At 56.4% G+C, this 19,555-nt stretch carries 16 protein-coding genes; 2 read left to right on the top strand and 14 right to left on the bottom strand.

Annotated elements, in window-relative coordinates; translation table 11 throughout:
• Positions 1-3: 3 nt before the first annotated feature.
• On the top strand, positions 4-1,491 hold the full coding sequence (gene araA / locus FHS27_RS07035; RefSeq protein ID WP_221224931.1) for an L-arabinose isomerase: 1,488 nt from the start codon (positions 4-6) through the stop codon (positions 1,489-1,491).
• 107 nt (positions 1,492-1,598) lie between these two features.
• The gene (locus tag FHS27_RS07030) at positions 1,599-3,347 is read left to right on the top strand and encodes a sodium:solute symporter (RefSeq protein ID WP_184303526.1); all 1,749 of its coding nucleotides are present in this window, start codon (positions 1,599-1,601) and stop codon (positions 3,345-3,347) included.
• A gap of 179 nt (positions 3,348-3,526) precedes the next feature.
• Here FHS27_RS07030 and FHS27_RS30995 read toward each other — a convergent pair whose 3' ends face one another.
• From FHS27_RS30995 to FHS27_RS06960, 14 genes are all read right to left on the bottom strand, one after another.
• A complete protein-coding gene (locus tag FHS27_RS30995; RefSeq protein ID WP_246419231.1) occupies positions 3,527-3,964 on the bottom strand; it encodes a tail fiber protein in 438 nt (145 codons plus the stop codon).
• Positions 3,961-4,401, bottom strand: a complete 441-nt coding sequence (locus tag FHS27_RS07020) for a hypothetical protein (RefSeq protein WP_184303523.1) — start codon at positions 4,399-4,401, stop codon at positions 3,961-3,963. Before FHS27_RS07020 ends, FHS27_RS30995 begins: the two co-directional genes overlap by 4 nt.
• A 237-nt stretch (positions 4,402-4,638) precedes the next feature.
• Positions 4,639-6,552 (bottom strand): sialate O-acetylesterase, encoded by a 1,914-nt coding sequence (locus tag FHS27_RS07015; protein ID WP_184303521.1) that lies wholly within the window; start codon positions 6,550-6,552, stop codon positions 4,639-4,641.
• Between the two features lie 121 nt (positions 6,553-6,673).
• Positions 6,674-7,150 (bottom strand): hypothetical protein, encoded by a 477-nt coding sequence (locus FHS27_RS07010; RefSeq protein WP_184303519.1) that lies wholly within the window; start codon positions 7,148-7,150, stop codon positions 6,674-6,676.
• Positions 7,147-7,848: a DUF2695 domain-containing protein gene (locus tag FHS27_RS07005; protein ID WP_184303518.1), complete on the bottom strand. Its 702-nt coding sequence runs from the start codon at positions 7,846-7,848 to the stop codon at positions 7,147-7,149. The genes FHS27_RS07010 and FHS27_RS07005 overlap by 4 nt, the downstream gene beginning before the upstream one ends.
• A 416-nt stretch (positions 7,849-8,264) precedes the next feature.
• Positions 8,265-9,716, bottom strand: a complete 1,452-nt coding sequence (locus tag FHS27_RS07000) for a catalase (protein ID WP_184303515.1) — start codon at positions 9,714-9,716, stop codon at positions 8,265-8,267.
• 421 nt (positions 9,717-10,137) lie between these two features.
• Positions 10,138-11,733: an aldehyde dehydrogenase (NADP(+)) gene (locus tag FHS27_RS06995; RefSeq protein WP_184303513.1), complete on the bottom strand. Its 1,596-nt coding sequence runs from the start codon at positions 11,731-11,733 to the stop codon at positions 10,138-10,140.
• Between the two features lie 80 nt (positions 11,734-11,813).
• A complete protein-coding gene (locus FHS27_RS06990; RefSeq protein WP_184303511.1) occupies positions 11,814-12,434 on the bottom strand; it encodes an RNA polymerase sigma factor in 621 nt (206 codons plus the stop codon).
• Between the two features lie 226 nt (positions 12,435-12,660).
• The gene (locus FHS27_RS06985) at positions 12,661-13,989 is read right to left on the bottom strand and encodes a TIGR03000 domain-containing protein (protein WP_184303915.1); all 1,329 of its coding nucleotides are present in this window, start codon (positions 13,987-13,989) and stop codon (positions 12,661-12,663) included.
• A gap of 228 nt (positions 13,990-14,217) precedes the next feature.
• Positions 14,218-15,693: a protein-L-isoaspartate(D-aspartate) O-methyltransferase gene (locus FHS27_RS06980; protein ID WP_184303509.1), complete on the bottom strand. Its 1,476-nt coding sequence runs from the start codon at positions 15,691-15,693 to the stop codon at positions 14,218-14,220.
• Between the two features lie 3 nt (positions 15,694-15,696).
• Positions 15,697-17,289 (bottom strand): Ppx/GppA phosphatase family protein, encoded by a 1,593-nt coding sequence (locus FHS27_RS06975; protein WP_184303507.1) that lies wholly within the window; start codon positions 17,287-17,289, stop codon positions 15,697-15,699.
• Positions 17,286-18,011, bottom strand: coding sequence for an HAD family hydrolase (locus FHS27_RS06970; RefSeq protein ID WP_184303505.1), 726 nt, complete (start codon positions 18,009-18,011; stop codon positions 17,286-17,288). Before FHS27_RS06970 ends, FHS27_RS06975 begins: the two co-directional genes overlap by 4 nt.
• A 184-nt stretch (positions 18,012-18,195) precedes the next feature.
• Positions 18,196-18,792: an ATP-dependent Clp endopeptidase proteolytic subunit ClpP gene (clpP, locus tag FHS27_RS06965; protein ID WP_184303503.1), complete on the bottom strand. Its 597-nt coding sequence runs from the start codon at positions 18,790-18,792 to the stop codon at positions 18,196-18,198.
• Positions 18,793-18,868: 76 nt separating this feature from the next.
• Positions 18,869-19,540 carry a ClpP family protease gene (locus tag FHS27_RS06960; protein ID WP_184303501.1) on the bottom strand — a complete coding sequence of 224 codons (672 nt, stop codon included), beginning with the start codon at positions 19,538-19,540 and terminating at the stop codon, positions 18,869-18,871.
• Between the last annotated feature and the right edge of the window lie 15 nt (positions 19,541-19,555).

The following is a 19,555-nucleotide window of genomic DNA, read 5'->3' as shown; positions in this document are numbered from 1 at the left end:
CTAATGAATTTCAAACTAGTGAACGCGATGCAAAACAGCACACAAGAAATATGGTTCGTCACCGGCAGTCAACACCTTTATGGTGAAGAGACTCTCCGAACAGTCGCTGACAATAGCCGCCAGGTGGTCGCCGGTTTGAACGAGGCGAACCGTTTGCCGGTTGAAGTCGTGTTTAAGTCGGTGGTCACGACCGCTGATTCCATTGTACAAGTCTTCCGTGATGCAAATAACGCTCCCGAGTGCATTGGGGTGGTTTGTTGGATGCACACGTTTTCGCCAGCAAAGATGTGGATCGCGGGATTGTCGGTATTGGATAAACCGATGGCTCATCTGCATACACAGTTCAACCGCGACCTGCCTTGGTCCACGATCGACATGGACTTTATGAATCTGAACCAAGCGGCTCATGGTGATCGCGAATTCGGATTCATCTGCACACGGATGAGAAAACCGCGGAAAGTCGTCGTGGGACATTGGCAGGACGAGGACGTGCATGCCCGCCTGGCATCATGGACGCGCGCCGCAATCGGCGCCGCGGAAATGCGAAGCCTGAAGGTTGTTCGCTTCGGGGACAACATGCGTCAAGTTGCGGTCACCGAAGGTGACAAAGTCGAGGCGCAGATGAAGTTTGGGTTGGAGGTGAATACCTACGGCGTCGGCGATTTGGTGCAACACATCGAGAACGTCTCCGACGCGGCGGCGACACAGCTCGCCGCCGAATATGATTCGCTGTATCGCGTCGCTGATTCGATGCAGCCCAACGGGCCACAACGTGATTCTTTGGTCTATGCCGCTCGAGTTGAGATCGGTCTGAGGAGCATTCTCGACGAAATCGGCGCTCGCGCGTTTACGGACACCTTCGAGGATTTGCACGGGCTCGACCAGTTACCCGGTATGCCGGTGCAACGATTGATGGCAGACGGATACGGGTTTGCAGGAGAAGGTGATTGGAAAACCGCGGCGTTGGTCCGTGTGGCTAAGGCTATGGCGAGAGGAATGGAAGGAGGGACTTCATTTATGGAGGACTACACCTATCATTTCCATCCCGATGGGCATCGTGTTTTGGGAGCACACATGCTCGAGATTTGTCCTTCGATTGCGAACGGCAAACCAACCTGCGAAATTCATCCGCTCGGCATTGGTGGGAAGTCTGATCCGGTGCGTTTGGTGTTTACCGCGCCGCCCGGACCGGCGATCAATGTCGCGATGTTGGACATGGGGGATCGTTTTCGGATGTTGGTCAACGAGGTTGATGCGGTTGCGCCCGAGCATCCGTTACCGAATCTTCCGGTGGCGAGTGCGTTGTGGGCACCACGTCCGGATTTGAAGACTGCGGCAGCCGCGTGGATCTATGCCGGCGGACCTCATCACACCGTTTTCAGTCAATCGCTCACGAGCGAGACGATCGAAGATTTCGCAGAAATGATGGATGTCGAGTGCCTTTTTATTGACGGCGACACCCATTTGCGATCATTTAAGCAACAACTGTAGCGAGGATGCGGAGTCGTTGTCCGCATGGCTCGTTTTCAGATTATCCCTTGTAACACGCTGGGGATGATTTTCATTTCATTTTAGAGTTTAAACTCGGACCAAAGCCAATGATGGAAACAATCGATTGGGTGATGATCGCCCTCTATTTCGCGGTGCTGCTAGGGGTTGCGTGGTGGGTGATCGCGAAAGGCAGTGAGACCGCAGACGACTATTTTCTAGCCGGGCGGAATCTCAGTTGGTGGGTGGTGGGTGCGTCCATCTTTGCCTCGAACATCGGTTCAGAGCACCTCGTTGGGTTGGCCGGTTCGGGGGCCAGCGATGGTGTCGCGATGGCTCACTACGAGCTTCACGCGTGGTGTTTGCTGGTGCTCGGGTGGGTGTTGATTCCGTTTTACATGCGGTCTCAAGTCTTCACGATGCCGGAGTTTCTGGAGAAACGATACAGCCCGGCGTGCCGTTGGGTGTTGTCGTTAATTTCGCTGGTGGCGTATGTCGTTACCAAGATTGCCGTTGGAATTTTTGCGGGCGGAATTGTGTTTTCGGTATTGCTGCCGGAGATGCGTCTTGGACCGCTCGATAGTTTTTGGATCGGGTCGATTTTGGTCATCGTGTTGACCGGGGCGTACACGGTGTTGGGCGGATTGCGAGCGGTGGCCTACACGGAAGCGCTGCAAACATTGATTCTCATCATGGGCTCGATCTTGGTGACTTACTTTGGTTTGCAGGCGTTGGGAGGTTGGTCGGAACTGCGTGCGATTTGCGGTTCGGAAATGTTCAATCTTTGGAAGCCGCTGGTTCCCGAGGGTGTCGAGGCGACATGGGCTCCGGTTCGCGAGGAGGGCCGGATGGCATGGTATTTCAACGATAATTATCCATGGTTGAGTATGCTGTTTTGTGCTCCCGTGATTGGACTTTGGTACTGGTGTACGGACCAATACATCGTTCAACGCACGTTGGGGGCGCCTAATGAAACGGAAGCTCGCCGCGGATCGATTTTTGCCGCGTTGTTGAAGCTCCTCCCCGTCTTGATCTTCATTATTCCCGGCATGATCTGTTTCGCTTTGGCGACAACGGGACAGTCCGAAGGGATCAGCAACGTGTTGATTGGAGACGACGGAGAGGTGATCCGCGAGGAAGCACAAAAGGCATTCCCACTCTTGGTGGCAACGGTCCTTCCCGCCGGAGTTCGAGGCATAGTGGTGGCCGGTTTGCTCGCGGCGTTAATGAGTTCGCTCGCGGGGGTCTTCAACGCATCGGCGACGTTGTTCACGATGGATTTCTATTCGCCGCTTCGCCCGAACGTTTCTCAAGAACGACTCGTTTGGATCGGTCGAATTGCGACTTGTGTGATGGTGCTGATCGGTTTGGCGTGGATCCCAGTGATTCAGGGTGGCCGCGGATTGTATGACTACCTGCAAGGCGTGCAGGCGTACCTCGCTCCGCCCATTTTCGTTGTGTTCTTCTTCGGAATCTTTTGGAAACGGCTCAACGGGCCCGGGTGCTTGGCTGCATTGCTGGTCGGTTTTGCAATGGGATTGTTCCGTCTTGCAATTGACACTCCTGTGAAGCTGATGGAGGACTTTGCGTACACGGAAGGATCGTTCTTGTGGGTCATGAACAACACGTTCTTCCAGTATTACAGCATGTTGATTTTGGCCGTTAGCGCAATTGTGATGATTGCGGTTAGCTATGCCACGAAAGCACCTGATTACGAAAAGATCAGCGGGTTGACGTTTGGTACCCTGACGGATGATCAACGAACCGAGACTCGGGAAAGCTGGAATGCCGTGGACGTATTGGCGTCAGGTGCCGTCATCGTGGCGATCCTGGTGGCGTACCTTTATTTCCAAGGATGAGAACCGCCTGAACGCTTCCGAAGCATAGGATTTGAGTTAAAAGAGATCGTTGACGAGTTCCCAGAAAGGAAGGTCGGATTCGTCGGTTGGTTCTTCGTGCGGCTCAAATGCCTTGTCAACCGCGAGTCCCCACTGATCTACGGAAACGGGATCAGCGACGGTTTTCGTGTTGAGTGAAGTTAGTCCGAATGTGGATGCCCTAATTGAGTCGGGGGTCGAATCGATGTCGGATTCAAGGCCGAGTTCTGAGCAATCTGTAGCAGCTGGCCATGTGCTAACGCATAGCCGCGCGGCGCAAAATTGCCTGCAAACATCTCTTCCGAACCAATCATCGGTTCGCCATCGGTGAGATTGCGGCTAGGAAACAGGCCGGTCAGCGCGACGGCATGGTTCACGGTGCCGTAGGGCATCCGGTTGTCGATCAACTGATTGCCACCGGTGGAAACGGAGGTCAAATATTCGACGGTTTGAATCGACCCCGGATCGACCTCAGCGGCTTGATCCATGAAGGGCAGTCGCCTGACTCCGCTCTGCAGTCCATCGTTCATCACATCGCTGGAATCAACACGGCCGTCGAGCCCCAGTGCATGATCCTGTTCATGCAACAAGGCCGTCAATAGATCATCTTGCCCATCGCGAGCGTAGCAGTATCAGGTGTGAACACGCCATTCACTTCGTGGAACTCTTCATTGACCAACGGCGTCTGATCAACGAACCACAGATTCCCGGCCGCGTTGTCGTCGATCGTGATCACACCCACCCGATACTGAGCAAGTTTGTTCTCGCCGAGATCCGCCACCTGATACTGCAGGCTTTCCAGTTCCTGAATCTGCTCACTGGAAAGTCCAGTAGACTCCCAGATGCTTTTGGCGTGCTCGGCGAGTATTTGCGTTTCTTCGAGGCTGATAACGTCGGCGGCGAGCAAGCGACGGGCTTCGAGTGATTCGACGTGGCGTTGGAGTCCACGGCGGCATTTGGGGCGGTGACGCTGTTTTCGAGATTGACTGTGTTTCCGGCTTTGGGCGTTCCAGGCAGTTCTCAACCAGTCAGTCATTGTCAGCTTCACTTTCGTTCATCGAAAGGTTTGGAAGCGTGGGGATGAGTCTGACGGCCCAAAAATGTGTCTTTTTGAACGCGTGCAAACTCGCGCAGGCTTCCTCGCTTAATAGAAGTGAATTCTCGACGCGCGGCTTGAGGAATCTTGATTTGCGGGGGGCGTGGTCTCAATTCGGCGTGCCCTTTTCGTGGCGAGAACAGCCGTGTGGCATTTTTCGCTGCGAGCCTCGGTGGGCTACCGTTTGCCGCGAAGTCGTCGTTCGAGGTCCTGTCGATCTTCGTCCGTTACGTCCGCGTTTGGCAGTAGCTTGCCAACGATATCGGGGGAATCAGAGAGCCAGCGTCGCAAGAGTCGGGCATTGACTAGCCGGCGATCTGATTCGTTCTGGATTTGGCTCGCCCATTGATACGCGGAATCGATGTCGGCATGGGATTCTTCGCCGATGAAACCTTGCAAGGCTTCGTCACGACGTTTGCTCGGCGGCAGGCTATCGATCCACTCCACCAAACTGGCACGATCGATCGGGTGCCACCACTGGGCAATCAGTTGGTAGTGGTCGTCCGAACGGAGATGCTCCGGAAGACGCGTTTCGATCCACTCAAGGATCAGGGAAGGCGGTGACGGTTTTTGACGCATCCAAGTTGCGATGATCTGCCATCCTTGTCGTGGGTTCTGTTGGCCCTGAGGGAGGCCCGCGATGTAGTTTAGCGCGGCATCGGTATCTTCCGTTGCCAACTTCCAAACCACGGATCCTGATTGCAGAAAACTGCGTAAACGATCCGATTCAAACTTCGCAACTTCTTTGGCCCACGTCTGAGCATCGAGGTCAAACTCAGGCATCTCCGTGTAACCGATCAAGTCTTCGGCTTCCTGATCATTAAGGCGGCGAAGCAGATCAAGGCTCGCCAATGGGGCTCGTTCGTGAATGGTTGCTAGCACCGCTTCCAACCCGTGAGCACGACAGTAGTCCGACTCAATTCCTGATAACCATTGCCGAGTGGCATCGACATCCGTTACGGCCCACATCGTGGAAACGTCGGCTACTCGGTGTGCCAATTCATCGGACGCGTTCGAAAAATCAGTCACGCTCAGCAAGGCAACCTGTTCGGCGAGAGGATAGCCGCGAATGTTTTCGGCGACCCAGAATTCCGGTTCCTTAATCCGCTTGACCGCTTGCAAGCGTTCCTGTGGAGTTAACCAAGCGTGGCATGAAGAAAATAGTTGGCCCGCTTTGGAATCGAGCGGTTCGTCGCGACGAAGAAGGTCTCTCAGTTGATCGGGTGCGTCGACCACAGCGTCGGTTTGATCATGCGGGATCGCGTTTTGCAGGTTGTGATAGGCCTCGGCGTATTTGTATCCGAACAAGACCGCCGAAAAACGGTTGAAGTGTGTGTTGTCTGGCTTGGGCGTTAACCCATCGGATGACACAAAGGCGGCATGGGGCAGTTCAAGTGCGACCTGTCGGTGAGCCCAGTTCACTCGGCGTCTTGAGTCATTCCAGGGACGCTCGGGAAATTGTCCGAGTTGGCCGATCAAGACGACCGGATCGCTCCCGCATTCGGCACGCAATCCGTTGAGGACGTCGAGCAGATTGGTCTTGTATTGTTGGGAGCGTTTCGGCGTTGAGTCACCTTCGCCCTGGTGCCACAGAATCCCTTTGATCGTGCCATGTTTTGCCGCGGCGTGGATGCGTTTGACCGCGTCGTCATAGGGGTGTGTTTTGGTTGACTCATGGAATCCTCCGGGCAACCAACACTCAATCGGCGATCCACCGACCGCACAGGGGATCAGCCCAATGGAGATATCAGGATGCGAGTTTGCTAGGCTGATTCCGAAAGATCGGCCCGGTCCCACGCCCGCGATCTTGGGTTTGTCGAAATGCATCGGATCGATCGCGGGCACCCACTGCTGGTCCTCGGTCCACATGAACACTCGGTCGTGCGGTTGGCGATCGGCGTCGGTCACTTCGCCGCGTCCTGCCATGTTGGATTGGCCTGCTAATACAAACAGGTGAAACGATTCTTTGTTTGGCAGTTCGATGGTTGGTTGCGTGACGGGTTTCGTGTCTTCCTGTCCGACAGAAGGACGCGCCAACAGGGCCAGTAGTATCCAACATGCCGTGATGACTCGCGAGGTGATCCTATTCATATTCTTACTGATGGTCGTCGTTTGTGGGGGCTGTTCGTCAGAACGTTGCACGACCTCAAAATGTAGCAGAATCAGTATTGGCTATCTGAGCGGGATGAGATTTTAGGGCGAGTGGCCTCCGTCAATCGGCCATGTCTGAGGAGAACGCATCGTGAGATTGAATGTCTTTGCGTTGATGTGCGAAGTGACAACGGAGAATGCATGCGATCGCGTAGAAGGCCCATGCCGACGAGAGTAGCTGCAGAGAAAAAACGGGCGAGAAACGCGTCGGCACCCAGTTCCAAATGTCAAACGGGTCGTATTGAGTGAAGGATCCGATCAAGGCAATCGGGTAGATAAGGCACATCAAAGCTGTCCACGGGATGCGTTTGAAAGAACTCGGACGGACGCTTAACCCATTCGATGTGATAAAGAATGCCCAAATGTCAATTGGCAGTGAGTCTGTCCAGTAGGCGATGGCGATGGGCCAGACAAATTGAAAAAGACCGAATCGATAAACGACTTTGCTCGTATGCCGGGCGAGTGGACGCGGGATCAGCGTCACTCCTGTTCGTGTGAAGTCGAGCGATTCGGCGTTGGGAGGAGCGTACGGGTTCACGTTTTTTGATGTGGATCGTATGGCTCGATCCCACTCGACTTGGCCTGCCAGTACTCCGCTTTGAGCCGGTTCTCATCCAACACATTGTAAAGGATTTCGCAGTCGCAGAATCCGCCCTGAAGCATCAAAACGTGAAAGACATCGAAGAGTTCGTTTTCAGTGATGCCATTGCTTAATAGGAGAGGCTTTGCGTTGCGATAGTCACCCCAACACTGAGCACGCCTTACGGTCGTGTCGTTGGGGCACATGATGTCGTCGAGTTTGCGAAAGAAGCCGATCGCCGTGAGGATTCGCATGACGTCGGGTGTGATATCCGCGATCAATTCTTCGTCGGGGTAACTTAAATCGTCAGGCGATTCGCCGGGCGCCAGTTCGAACCAAACCGACGTTGAAAGATTCTGCTCTTGATAGTCAGAGGGAATCAGGTTGGCGAGAAAGTGCCAACGTTGGTACGGATAGATCAGTGCAAACTTTGCGTCTGTGAAGTAGACGGCTAAACGCGATGGATCCTGCTGCCAATGCTCGACCCGCACGTCCATGTCTGGATAAGATGACGAGACAAATCCCCGGATATCATCAGCGATCTGTTGGGCGGTTCGACTCATCGATGCCTCGGGAGAGCGTTTTCCAAGATCATAGGGGTGGCGGCGTGACTGCGGCGCAGCGGTCAATGCGTGATGCTCTTTTTGGAGAATCATTTGCCCAACTCAAGCGTTGCGAAGCTGAAGGTTACGTACGCGAGCGGTTCGCCCGCAACTGAATCCTTGGACCTCGCATGAGTGGTGGCAATGGTCTGCTTAGAATTTTCCACGCAGATTCATCTTATCGTAACTGAATCTTAGACACTCGAAGTGCGTGATTGGAGAAGAACGCGAAATCAAGGGATCGCTATCGAATCACGCGTCTGCAGAGAACCGGAACGAGAAGAATGCCGTCAACCGATTCCTCGGTTCGAGCACGTGTTGAGTTCGCATTATGGGTGTGATCACGAATTTGGTGTTTGATAGAAACCCAGGTCATATTCATTAATGTGGGCTTTGCCGTCGCCCGACGGTGGACTACCGTCGGGCGAACGGGCTGCGGATGGTGAGTTTACATCAATTGTGGAAACGCTCTATCCGGAGACGCCTTTGGCGATGCGGTCTCCGACCGTTTGGTCAATGTTTCGCCAGTATTCGAAGGCACGCTTGAGAACGGGTTCGGTAACGTCTTGCTTGAGATGGCCAACGACGTTTGAGACGAGACGGTCGCGTGCGGCGTCATCCATCACCTCACGTACTAACGTGCCTGCTTGTCCCCAGTCGTCGTCATCCTTGCGGAGTGTGTAGGCGGCACGAACAAATTCACCGTCGGCTGACCACGTTGCCGAGTCTGGGAAACGTTCGCCGTCCGCCTTCGGGCCACCTTTGGAGTTCGGCGCGTAGACCGGGTCGGTAACATTGTCGACTCGCAGGGCACCGTCTTTGCTATAGCTATGGACGGGGCATCGTGGACGGTTGACGGGAATTTGTTTGTAGTTGACCCCCATGCGAGCGCGGTGGGCGTCGGCGTACGCAAACATGCGCCCGAGTAACATCTTGTCGGGGCTCGCGCCGATACCCTGGATCATGTTGTTAGGCTCAAACGCAGCTTGTTCGATTTCGGTGTGAAAGTCGGTCGGGTTGCGATGGAGGGTGAGTTTGCCGACCTCGTGCAGTGGGTAGTCAGAATGCGGCCAAACCTTGGTCAAATCGAACGGGTTGAAGCGATACGTTTTCGCTTCCTCGAAAGGCATTATTTGAACCTTCAACGTCCAGCTCGGATGGTCGCCATTCTTGATCGAGTTGAAGAGGTCGCGGCGGTGATAGTCTGAATCGGCACCGGCGATTCGCTCGGCTTCGTCTTGCGTGAGGAAGTCGTTTCCTTGGTCGGTTTTGAAATGGTACTTCACCCAAAACCTTTCTCCCGCTGCGTTGACCCACATGTACGTGTGGCTGGAATAGCCGTTCATGTGTCGCCAATTTTTGGGGATCCCACGATCGCCCATTAACCACGCGACTTGGTGTGCCGATTCAGGGGACAACGTCCAGAAGTCCCACTGCATGTCGTGGTCACGCAGCCCGTTATCGGCTCGTCGTTTTTGCGAGCGGATGAAGTGTTGGAACTTCATCGGGTCACGAATGAAAAAAACCGGCGTGTTGTTTCCGACCATGTCGTAGTTCCCCTCGGGAGTGTAGAACTTGATCGAAAATCCGCGTGGGTCACGCCATGTGTCCGGGCTCCCGCGTTCGCCCGCGACGGTTGAGAATCGCATCAGCGTGTCGGTCTTGGCGCCAGGCTGAAAGACGACGGCTTTGGTGTATTGGCTGACGTCGGCGGTGACTTGGAAGAATCCGAATGCACCTGATCCCTTTGCGTGAGGTTGGCGTTCGGGGATCCGTTCACGGTTGAAGTTCGCCATTTGTTCGATCAGGTAGTGATCGTGCAAGACGATCGGGCCGTCTCGGCCGACGGTCAGTGAATGCTCGTCGCTGGCGACTGGAATCCCGCCGTCGGTGGTGGTCGGTTTGGGATTTTCGTTTGGCATGAGAATCTTCTACTCGGTAACGGAGTCTTGGAAAGAGAACCGGCGTTGGCCGATTTCAACGTAACGCCACCATAACGGCGGGCGCGGTTGGTGTGTCGGTAGCATTTTGTGCGCCAAAAAAATCCTTTTTTGACGCAAGCCGGACGGGCCGCCAGCCAACGTGTTGCCGAGCATCGAGAATCGATGCGGGATAAGGTTGCCCACGCAGGTCTGCATCTAGAGCGACCGCGAAGGACGGCGATCGCGAGCAGGCAGGTCTGCGGCGCCGGCGACGTGGGTTACGGCGATGCAAATCGGGATCGCGGGACCAAAACGATCCGATGACGAAAGAGGATCGTTCGTCGGTTTGCATGGTCACCGATCGCGGAATCGCGATCGATGACCGTTCATCATGGTTGACTCGGTATGGTCTACGACGCGTCTAGCCTACGTCGCCCGTTCGCCACTGACCGTCGATCAGTCGCATCGTCTCGGCGGTCGGAGCGGAGTCTTGCAGAAGAGCGGGAAGACGGGTGGGACGAATGTTGTCGAAGCTGGTCAGCTTTCCGAAACGCAGCAGCGACGCGGGCACTCCGACGGCGGTGAAACCGGGGTGTCCTGTCGCGGGATACGGACCGCCGTGGTTCATCGCGGCGCTGACGGCGACTCCCGTTGGCATTTTGTCGTTCAGGATTCGGCCGACTTTTGGCTCGAGAACGAATGAGATCTTTTCAACGTCGGTTTCTTCGCTCGCGTCTTCTTTGGAATAGATGCACCCAGTGAGGTTTCCTTCGAGATGATCGATGACGTCGCACAGTTCAGCGATGTCTTTGGCAACCACCAACACCGACGCGTTACCGAACGCTTCGGTTTGGAAGCCTTCGGGGTCAGACAAAAATTTGGCGCCATCGATCCGCATCAGAGTGTTAGCGAATGCACACCGGTCCGACTCCGGTTCACCACCGCCGGTCAACAGGTCCGCACCAAGGTCAGTAAGGATCGAGACGCTCTTGCTCAACGACCGGGCGACTGCAGGCGAGAGGAGTGTGCCCGACTGCGTCGAGGCAAAGCGATCTTTCACGTCGCTGATGAATGATTCGGTTTCATCGCCGGCGACCAGCAGCACCATTCCAGGATTGGTGCAGAATTGGCCGGTTCCCATCAGGACGCTGGTGACGAAGTCGTTGACGATTGTTTCGTTCCGTTCGACCAGTGCACCGGGAGTGATCACAACTGGGTTCACGCTCGATAGTTCGAGGTAGATCGGTTTGCCGGCGCGATCGGCTGCGGATTTGAGCGTCAGACCTGCGGATCGACTGCCGGTGTATCCGGTGGCGCCAACACGCGGGTCAGAGACGAGGCGTTCGCCGTCGGCATGGCTGGTACGGTAGATCAACTGAACCGTTGCTTCGGGAAGGCCGGTTTCGACAACGGCTTCGTGTGCGAGTTCCGCGAGGAGACGGGTGGTTTCCGGGTGCGAGCTGTTGGCTTTTCCGATGACCGGATTTCCTGCGGCGATCGCGGCCGCGAAGTCGCCGCCGGCTACGCTATTGAACGCGAACGGAAAATTGTTAGGCCCGAAGACGCAGACCGGACCGAGGGGGCGATAGCAAGAACGAATTCCGGCTTTGGTATCGATTGTCGGCAGTGCCCAATTGCCGCTTCGGCATGAATCGGCGGCCGCCCGCAATTGGTTGCTCGTGCGGGGCAACTCGACGTCGCCGAGTCGTGGCGAACGGGCCAATCCGGTTTCGGTGTATGCGGCTTCGACGAGCGCGTCTTTCGCGGCTTCGATCTTGTCGGCGTAGAGGTACAGGAACTCAGCGATCTTCGCGGGCGGTACGCGACGCAGTTCCGCGGCCGCTTTGTCGGCGGCTTCGAGTGCGGCCTCGCAATCTTCCCACGTGCTGACCGGGAACGCTTGCGGGAGTTCCGAGTTGTGATTGGGGTCGGTGGAATGGAAAGTCGATTGCGGGGTTGCGTTGCGCCATGATCCGGCAATCAGAACACGAGCGACATCGGTGGAGACAGTGGACATGATGGATGCAGAGACTCGAAAGGGGGTTGGAGCGACACGTCTACATCCTGGAACATTCCATAGATCTTCTCAACCGGGCATCAACGACTTGGACGCACGTCGTCGAGCTGTTTTTCAAGTTCACGCATGCTTCGCGAGAGCAGCACACGTACCGCAACGTCGGTCTTGCCGAGTTGTTCAGCGATCGCTTTGGTGGGAAGCCCCTCGACATAGCGAAGGCGAATCGCTTGCTGTTGTTCCTCGCTGAGGGTGCCGATCGCCTCGCTCATTCGATGCATTCGCACGTCGCGACTGACCGCTGCACTGGGTGACGTCATGCTGGCCGCGAGCAATCGTTCGAGCCCACCGTCGCTTTCGTCGCCGCCCGACGCGCCTGGAGCATGGATGGATTTTTGTCTGCCAAAGTCACGGATTTTTGCGTCAAAATGGAAGCGATGGGCGTCAACGACTCGCCGCCGTGCGATCTGTTGTAACCACTGCATGGGGGCATACTGGTCCAGCGGCGCCGTCGCCAATCCCGAAACGGCGGTAGCGGAGATCTCCTGGATCAGATCGTCGAGTTCGGTCACCGCGAGCAAATGTTCGCCGGTGATTGAACGAACGAACCCGGCGAGCTTATCGCGATGGGTGGCGATGTATTCCGCTAACGCTTCGACGTCTCGCGACTGGATCTTTTCGATCAGCATTTTGTCTCGGTTCATCGGATGATCTTCCTTCGATGTAGTCTTGCGTCGAGTTAAGGGAGAGTGTGCGTACCTATGACAATAACAGATCAATGGGAAAAGGACCCTTTGTCCGGACACTGCGGGGCCGGTGGGGAAGAGTCGGCCGAAAAACGAAAAAAGCCGTGTCCAAGAAATCTTGAACACGGCTTCCTGTTTGGGAGTGGCGAGTCAGCCGGTGAAGGCTGGCCCGTTTCCGTTTTTCTTAACGCATTGCCAGGGTGGTGGCGTCGAAGTCGAATTCGAGTTCGACGGTGTCACCGGCAGCGACGTTGATCGTCCGTTCGTTGCGGATGCTCCGTCCGGCTACAGTCGCACTGACGACGACGGTGTAGTTTTCCCAGCTCTCACCAGCGGCGAGTTGGGTGGTGCGGAACGTGCGAACGCGACCGAAGCCGTTAGTTTCGTTTCCGGCGAGGGTAACGACCGCGTTGGCGGGAACGTGAAGCTGAACGACGGTTTCGGTCGTATCGGCTTCTTCCGCTTTCGCTTCGGCTTGCGTGTTTTCTTCCGCTTCGTCAGCGGCAGGCTGAACATCGTCGGCGTCTTGTTGGAAGACCATTCGTTCCATGTCACCAGGACGCAGTTTGATCGTCTTCGTGTCGCGTTGCTCACGTCCGTTGACGTCGTACGAGACGACGACTTCGTACGTGTAGAGGTAACCCTCTTTGAGCCCACGTGACATGAATTGACGAACCATTCCGTCGCTGGTCGTTTCGTGACCGTTGACGGTGACGCGTGCCGATTCCAAAGGAACAGCAACGGTCAACAGAGCGGCGTCGTCATCAAGGGTTGGCTTGCGAGATTCGTAGCTCGCGCCGCTGTCGATGATGGTGCCGTCGATAACCGAGCCACTCATGGGAGCGGACTCACCATGGATGACGCTGCCTTCAACGGGATAGCTGCCCGACTCGATGACGGTGCCCGATGGATAGGATTCCACGGGGTAGCTCGATTCGATCATCGGAGCGGAGTAGGTAACCGGTGGTGTGTAAGCAACCGGAGCGACATAGCCGCCGACGCTGCCGTGGGAAACCGGAGATACCGAAACGCTGCTCGAGTAGTACCCACCGCTGCTGCCACCACTGCTGGCGCCGCCGCTGGAGTACGACGCGATGTAGCCACCGGATGAACCGCCACTCGAACCACCACTCGATGCACGAGCGGCACGTTTGGCTTGGATGTGAGCACGAAGGCGACTGAACAATCCGCCACCCGATGACCCACCTGAGGAGCCTCCCGAGGAAGCGTAACTCGCCGAGTACGAACCGCCTGATGAAGCGCCGCCTGAGGAGCCTCCTGACGATCCACCTGACGAAGCACCATAGCTGCCACCGGACGAACCGGAATGACGAGCGGCAATGCGTGCACGCAAACCGGAGAGTAACCCGCCACCGCTACTGCCGTGGACGAGACCGCCGGAGCTGCCTCCGCTGCCATAACTTCCGTAGCTCCCGTAAGAGCCACCTGCTTCGGCTGATGCACTGAGTGTCAGTGCCAGCGTGAAGCATACCAACAGGTGAAAACACCTCATGTACGTTCCTCCATCCTTCGTTGTCTTGGTTAAAAAGTGGATGCCGCCGGCGATCAAGGTTTGAAAAGGACTCTCGCAACCGGCTCGGGCTGAGCCCATTGGTCGTGATCGCAACGTTTTCGGCGAAAATCGAAAGCGATGCGTCTGGCGGTGCGGACCTCGAACGCCTACTTCGCCAGTTGATAGGATAGCGAGACAGGGGGGGCGATCAAGCAGTCTGGGTAAAATTTAACGGCTCATTTTCTCGATCTGGACATCGTCGAAGTCGACCCGACCGGTAGCCCCGAACAATCCGATGCGGATGATCGCTTCCTTGGCTGCGGGCGGAACACGCAGCACACGGCTGTCTTTTTTCCAATCGCGTGTCCCCCGGTAAGGACCCAGCGTGATCATTCCGAGATCACGGCGATTGGCGTCGTAATAGCTTATCGCGAGCATGGGCCAAGCGTCCGATTCCGGACCTTTGACGACATTGTCGGTGCGGACACGCGCCGATAGGCGGATGGTGGAGACTTGGCTGCCGTCGATGGCGATCCCCTGTAATAGGTGCGAACCAAGCCCCGCCGTTTGGTTTTCGAATCGAGCCATCGCGTTCCCGTCTTCAACAAAACGGGTGACCTGACGTCCGTAATACCATCCTTCGATGAAGTCGGCCGGATTCGGTGCCGGAGCGCCGAGCGGGTGCAGTGCGTCGCGGATCGCATCAACGCCCACGGGTTCGGTGCCGACCGGTGGAACCTCTTCAGCGGGTTTGGCAGCGGGGCTTGCCTGTTCGAAATCGCCGTTGACGATCACGGGGTTTGCCGGGTCGGGCAGTGCTTTGCGGCCCGACTCGGCTGTGCCCGTCATCGGAACGAAAAGCGTCGGTCGCAGCGGTTCACGGATGAGTTTGCCGTCTCGTTTGATCATCCGGTACAGCGTTTGTTGATACCGCTCGCCGACGGGAATGATCATCGAGCCGCCTTCGCGGAGTTGTTCAACCAGGGGAACCGGCACTGACTCGGGGCTGCAGGTGACGATGATCTTGTCGAACGGAGCTTTATCAGGCCAACCGAGAAAACCGTCGCCGATTTTGGTGTGGACATTTTCATAACCGAGTCGATCGAGCACTCCCCGGGCCGTCAGCCCGAGCGACTCGACGATCTCGATCGAGTACACGTCCGCGACGAGGGGGCTCAACACGGCAGCCTGGTAACCGCTGCCGGTGCCGATTTCGAGCACCCGGTCGGTGGGCTGCGGGTCGAGGGTTTCGGTCATCGACGCGACGATGAAGGGGCTGCTGATGGTTTGTGCAGCACCGATCGGAAGCGCCATGTCAAAGTAAGCTTTATCGCGAACAGCAGCGGGAACGAATTCGTGACGCGGGGTTTCCGCGATCGCCCAAAGAACGCGTTCATTGATCACGCCCGCAGTTCGGATCCGTGAATCGACCAAGCGTTTTCGCGCCGCAGCGTAGGGATCGGGTTTGGAAGACGCACCGCTCTCGCTGCTGCCGGATGATTGTGCCAAAACGATTCGGGAGGGTTCAGACACGATGGAGGGGACCGCGAAAGCAGGGGGAGGTGAACGATGAGTGGAAGCAGTTGAACTCGCGGCATCAACATCGGTGTCGGCAGGGATATCCTGCGAGGCAACCGGTGACGCGAATTGAACGGTCAGCCACGCCGACAACGCGACTGAAAAACACAGGGGCAACGATTTCACGATCTACTCTCCGGCTCGCAATAAAACGGGGACACCAAAAATATCGCGGAACAGAGAGCTGTTCACGCGGAGGGCGAGTTGCTCGAGTGACACGTCTTCGACACCCGGAACGGAAATCACCATTTGCTTCTCTTGACGCGTGCACTGGACTTCGCGAATGCGTCCGCTACGGGTGTCATCCAACGCGATCGCCAGTCGCAACATCGCAGCCATCTTAGTCACCGCGACGCGATCCTTGCGATCGAGCGAGCTGTATCCTTCATGGGACGATTGTGGTGAAGCGCGGCGGTGGTACCGAGCGACCAAGGCGACAAGTTGCAGTTCGTGTCGGCTGAGCCCGAACAGTTCGCTGTTGCGGATCAGGTAATAGGCATGTTTGTGGTTGCTGTGCAGGTTCACGTACAACCCGACTTCGTGCAGCAAGGCGGCGACATACAGCAAGACTTCGTGTCGGGCATCGAGTTGGTGTTCGACGGTGAGTTGTTCGAACAACCCGCGGGCGAGTTCGGCGACCGCGCGGGCGTGAGCCTGATCGACGTCGTACTGCTGTCCGAGTGAGACCGCAGAGCGGATGATTTGTTGGCGAAATTCACTCGTCCAATTACCGCCCTGTTCGATGTCGGCGAGCAATCCGTCACGCAGGTTTGCACCACTGACAAAGAGGTGTTGCAGTTCGAAGTGTTTGGCAAACAGGGTGTAGGCGAGCAATGAAACCGAGAGTGTTTCGGCTTCCACGAACGTCGCACCGAATTTCTCAACGATGGCATCTTCGCTCATCGAGAGAATCTGGCTGGAGAGTTTTTCCAATTTGGAGGTCGGTAGTTTGGTGAGCGAATGCTCATCCCAATCTTCGATCAAACGGTGAGCGGCAAATCGAATGTCACCGCCCATGACAACTAACTGCAATGGCGCGTCGGCTTTCAGTTCTTCAGCAATGCGAATGACAAACCGGCGAACGTGTGTTTCGAGAAGGTTGCGCAACTGCGCCCCACGCAATCCCGTCGCATCGAGTTCTTGGATCAATCGCAATGATCCCAAACGGAAAGAGTCGGAATGCAAGACGTTGCCGCCGCGGATCATCAACAATTCCGTGCTGCCGCTGCCGACCTCGATGACCACCGATTTGGACTCCGCCGTTTCGGCCCGTGCCATCAACATGGGCGTGATGCCCATGTACGTGATTCGGTTGACTTCCGCTTCGTCGATCGGCTCGACATCGAGCCCCGTGGCGACATAAACGCGGTCGATGAAGGCCATCCGGTTGGACGCCTCGCGTACGGCACTGGTGGCGACGACGCGGATGTCTTTGGTGTCGGTCACGCCGTATTCGTTGAGCACCCGTCGGAAACGTTTGAGCACGGTCGCGGCCCGTTCGATCCCTTTGCGGCTCAGGCGTCTGGTATCAAACGCGTCGCGTCCCAGGTCAACGGGCTGCAGCAGCGATTCGAGCGTTCGGATTTGGCCGTCGGAGTAAATTTCTGCGATTGCCATGCGGATGCTGATCGCGCCGATGTCGATGACCGCAACGGTCCGCGGGGAATTCGCCGACGCAGCGGCTTCGACGTGAGGTGCGGTTTGGGTGGTTGGCGGGGTCATGATCGTGGGGCGGCCTCCAAGCTATTTTCGTTTCGCAGTACTTTGTCGGGCAACACGCCATATTCGAGTAAGACCTGTTCGGCCTCTTCCCCACCGAGGCAGACTTCCGCACGCCAGCCGTGTTCGCGAGCGGCGAGCACGTTTTCCTCACGATCGTCGAGGAACAAGATTGTCTCGGGCGACGCGTTGGCAATCTTTCCGGCGTGGTCTGCCGCGGTCTCGTAGATGAGTCGATCGGGTTTCATCGACTGCACTTCGTGGCTCACGACACAAACCTCAAAGGGGCCTTCGAGGACCGAGTAGGCCTGCGAGTTGACCCAACTCCAATGCGCGTTGCACGTGTTGCTGAGAATCCCGATGGGCATTCCCGTTTGACGGACCGCACGCAGGACGTCACGCATCGATTCGATCGGCGTGAACATGTCGCTGATCGCGGTCAGGATCGCCTCATCGCCGACGTTCTCGAATGCGGTGGTATCGACGCTATCGGCGGCCGCGGCACGCATTTGCTGACGCACGGTGGCGGCGAAGTCCGGTTCGTTGATCTGTCCGCTTTCCAGTTTGTTCTGCAATCCCTGGATGTTCAGGAAATCGTCGACATGGGAGGCGTCACCGGCGAACAGGTTGGCCACGTTTTGACAGGCGAGCCGTCGATCAAACGCGACCAGAACGTTTCCGAGGTCAAAGTAGACGAAGCGGATTTCGGAGGAAGATAGTGGCATGCGGGCGAATTGCGATCGATGGGATGGTGGATGTCCAACCCATCATAGCCATGGCGGCCACTATCCGCCAAACACCCCCTGCCCGATTCGAACGAGCGTTTCCGGCCGGATAAGCCGACGTCCTGGGCCGCTAGACGAAGGGGGAATGGTTTCTCCTGAGAGAAAGCCCGGTTGAAAAGCCGAATTATTTCTCGGCTTCGCTGACCTTGCTGACGACTTTGTCGATCAATCCGTACTTGCAGGCTTCGTCGGCCGACATGAAGCGGTCACGGTCGGTGTCTTCTTCGATTTTCTCGAGGGAGTGACCGGTGTGCTCGATCATGATCTCGTTCATACGAGTCTTGATCCGACGCAATTCGCCGACGTGAATTTCGACTTCACGAGCGGTTCCCTGCATTCCGGCGAGCGGTTGGTGGATCATGATCCGGGCGTTTGGCAGCGAGAATCGCTTGCCCTTGGCACCGGCGGTCAACAACACGGCGCCCATCGAAGCGGCCTGCCCCATGCAGTAGGTCGCCACGTCGCAGCTGACGAACTGCATCGTGTCGTAGATCGCCATTCCAGCCGTGATACTGCCGCCGGGCGAGTTGATGTACATGTGGATGTCCGCCTTCGGATCGTCCGATTGCAAGAACAACATTTGAGCGACCAACGCGTTGCTGATTTGGTCGTCGACCTGTTGGCCGAGGAAAATGATGCGATCCTTCAGCAACCGGCTGTAGATATCGTAGGTGCGTTCTTCGCGGCCGTTGCTTTCAACCACGTAAGGGATGACTGGCATATTTCTAACTTTTGTCTTGTGAATTAATTGAATGGAAAAGAAGAAAGAGGTTTCGGTTCGCTACTCGAGTTGACGATTAAGCTTCGTCTTCGTCGGCGGCGACCTCTTCTTTTTTGAGCAAATCGTCAACCAAGCCGTATTCTTTGGCCTCTTCAGCGGAGAGGAAGAAATCGCGATCGGTGTCTTTGGCGATTTGGTCGACCGATTTGCCGCTGTGCTCGCTGATGATTTGATTGAGTTTGTCGCGGTATCGGAACATTTCCGAAGCTTGGATTTCGATATCGCTGACCTGACCCGACACGCCGCCCATCGGTTGGTGCATCATCACGCGGCTGTTCGGCAGGCAGAATCGTTTGCCTTTGGCACCGCCGACGAGCAACACGGCCGCGCCGCTGCACGCTTCACCAACGCAGTAGGTCGCGACGGGGCACGAAACCATTTGCATCGTGTCGTAGATCGCGAGCGTCGCCGTCACGCTGCCGCCCGGCGAGTTGATATAGAAATGGATGTCCTTGCGGCGATTTTCGCTCTGCAAGTACAAAAGTTTCATCACGATTTCGTTCGCATTGGCGTAGTGAATCTCGCCTTGCAAGAAAACGATTCGATTTTCCAGCAAAAGATCGCCCAACGTCATTTGACGCTGACGCTGGTAACCCTGACTGGCATGGCTGCTAGCCATGCGATGATCGGAGATCGAGTTTAAGCCACCGGCCTGCAGTGGCGATAGAGAACCAAACGGATCGGACATTCGAAAATTACCTTC

The sequence above is a fragment of the Aporhodopirellula rubra genome (genome assembly GCF_014192335.1).
Taxonomy (GTDB): domain Bacteria; phylum Planctomycetota; class Planctomycetia; order Pirellulales; family Pirellulaceae; genus Rhodopirellula; species Rhodopirellula rubra.
Note: the sequence above shows the minus strand (reverse complement) of the source record. Positions and strands in the feature narration are given on the sequence as shown.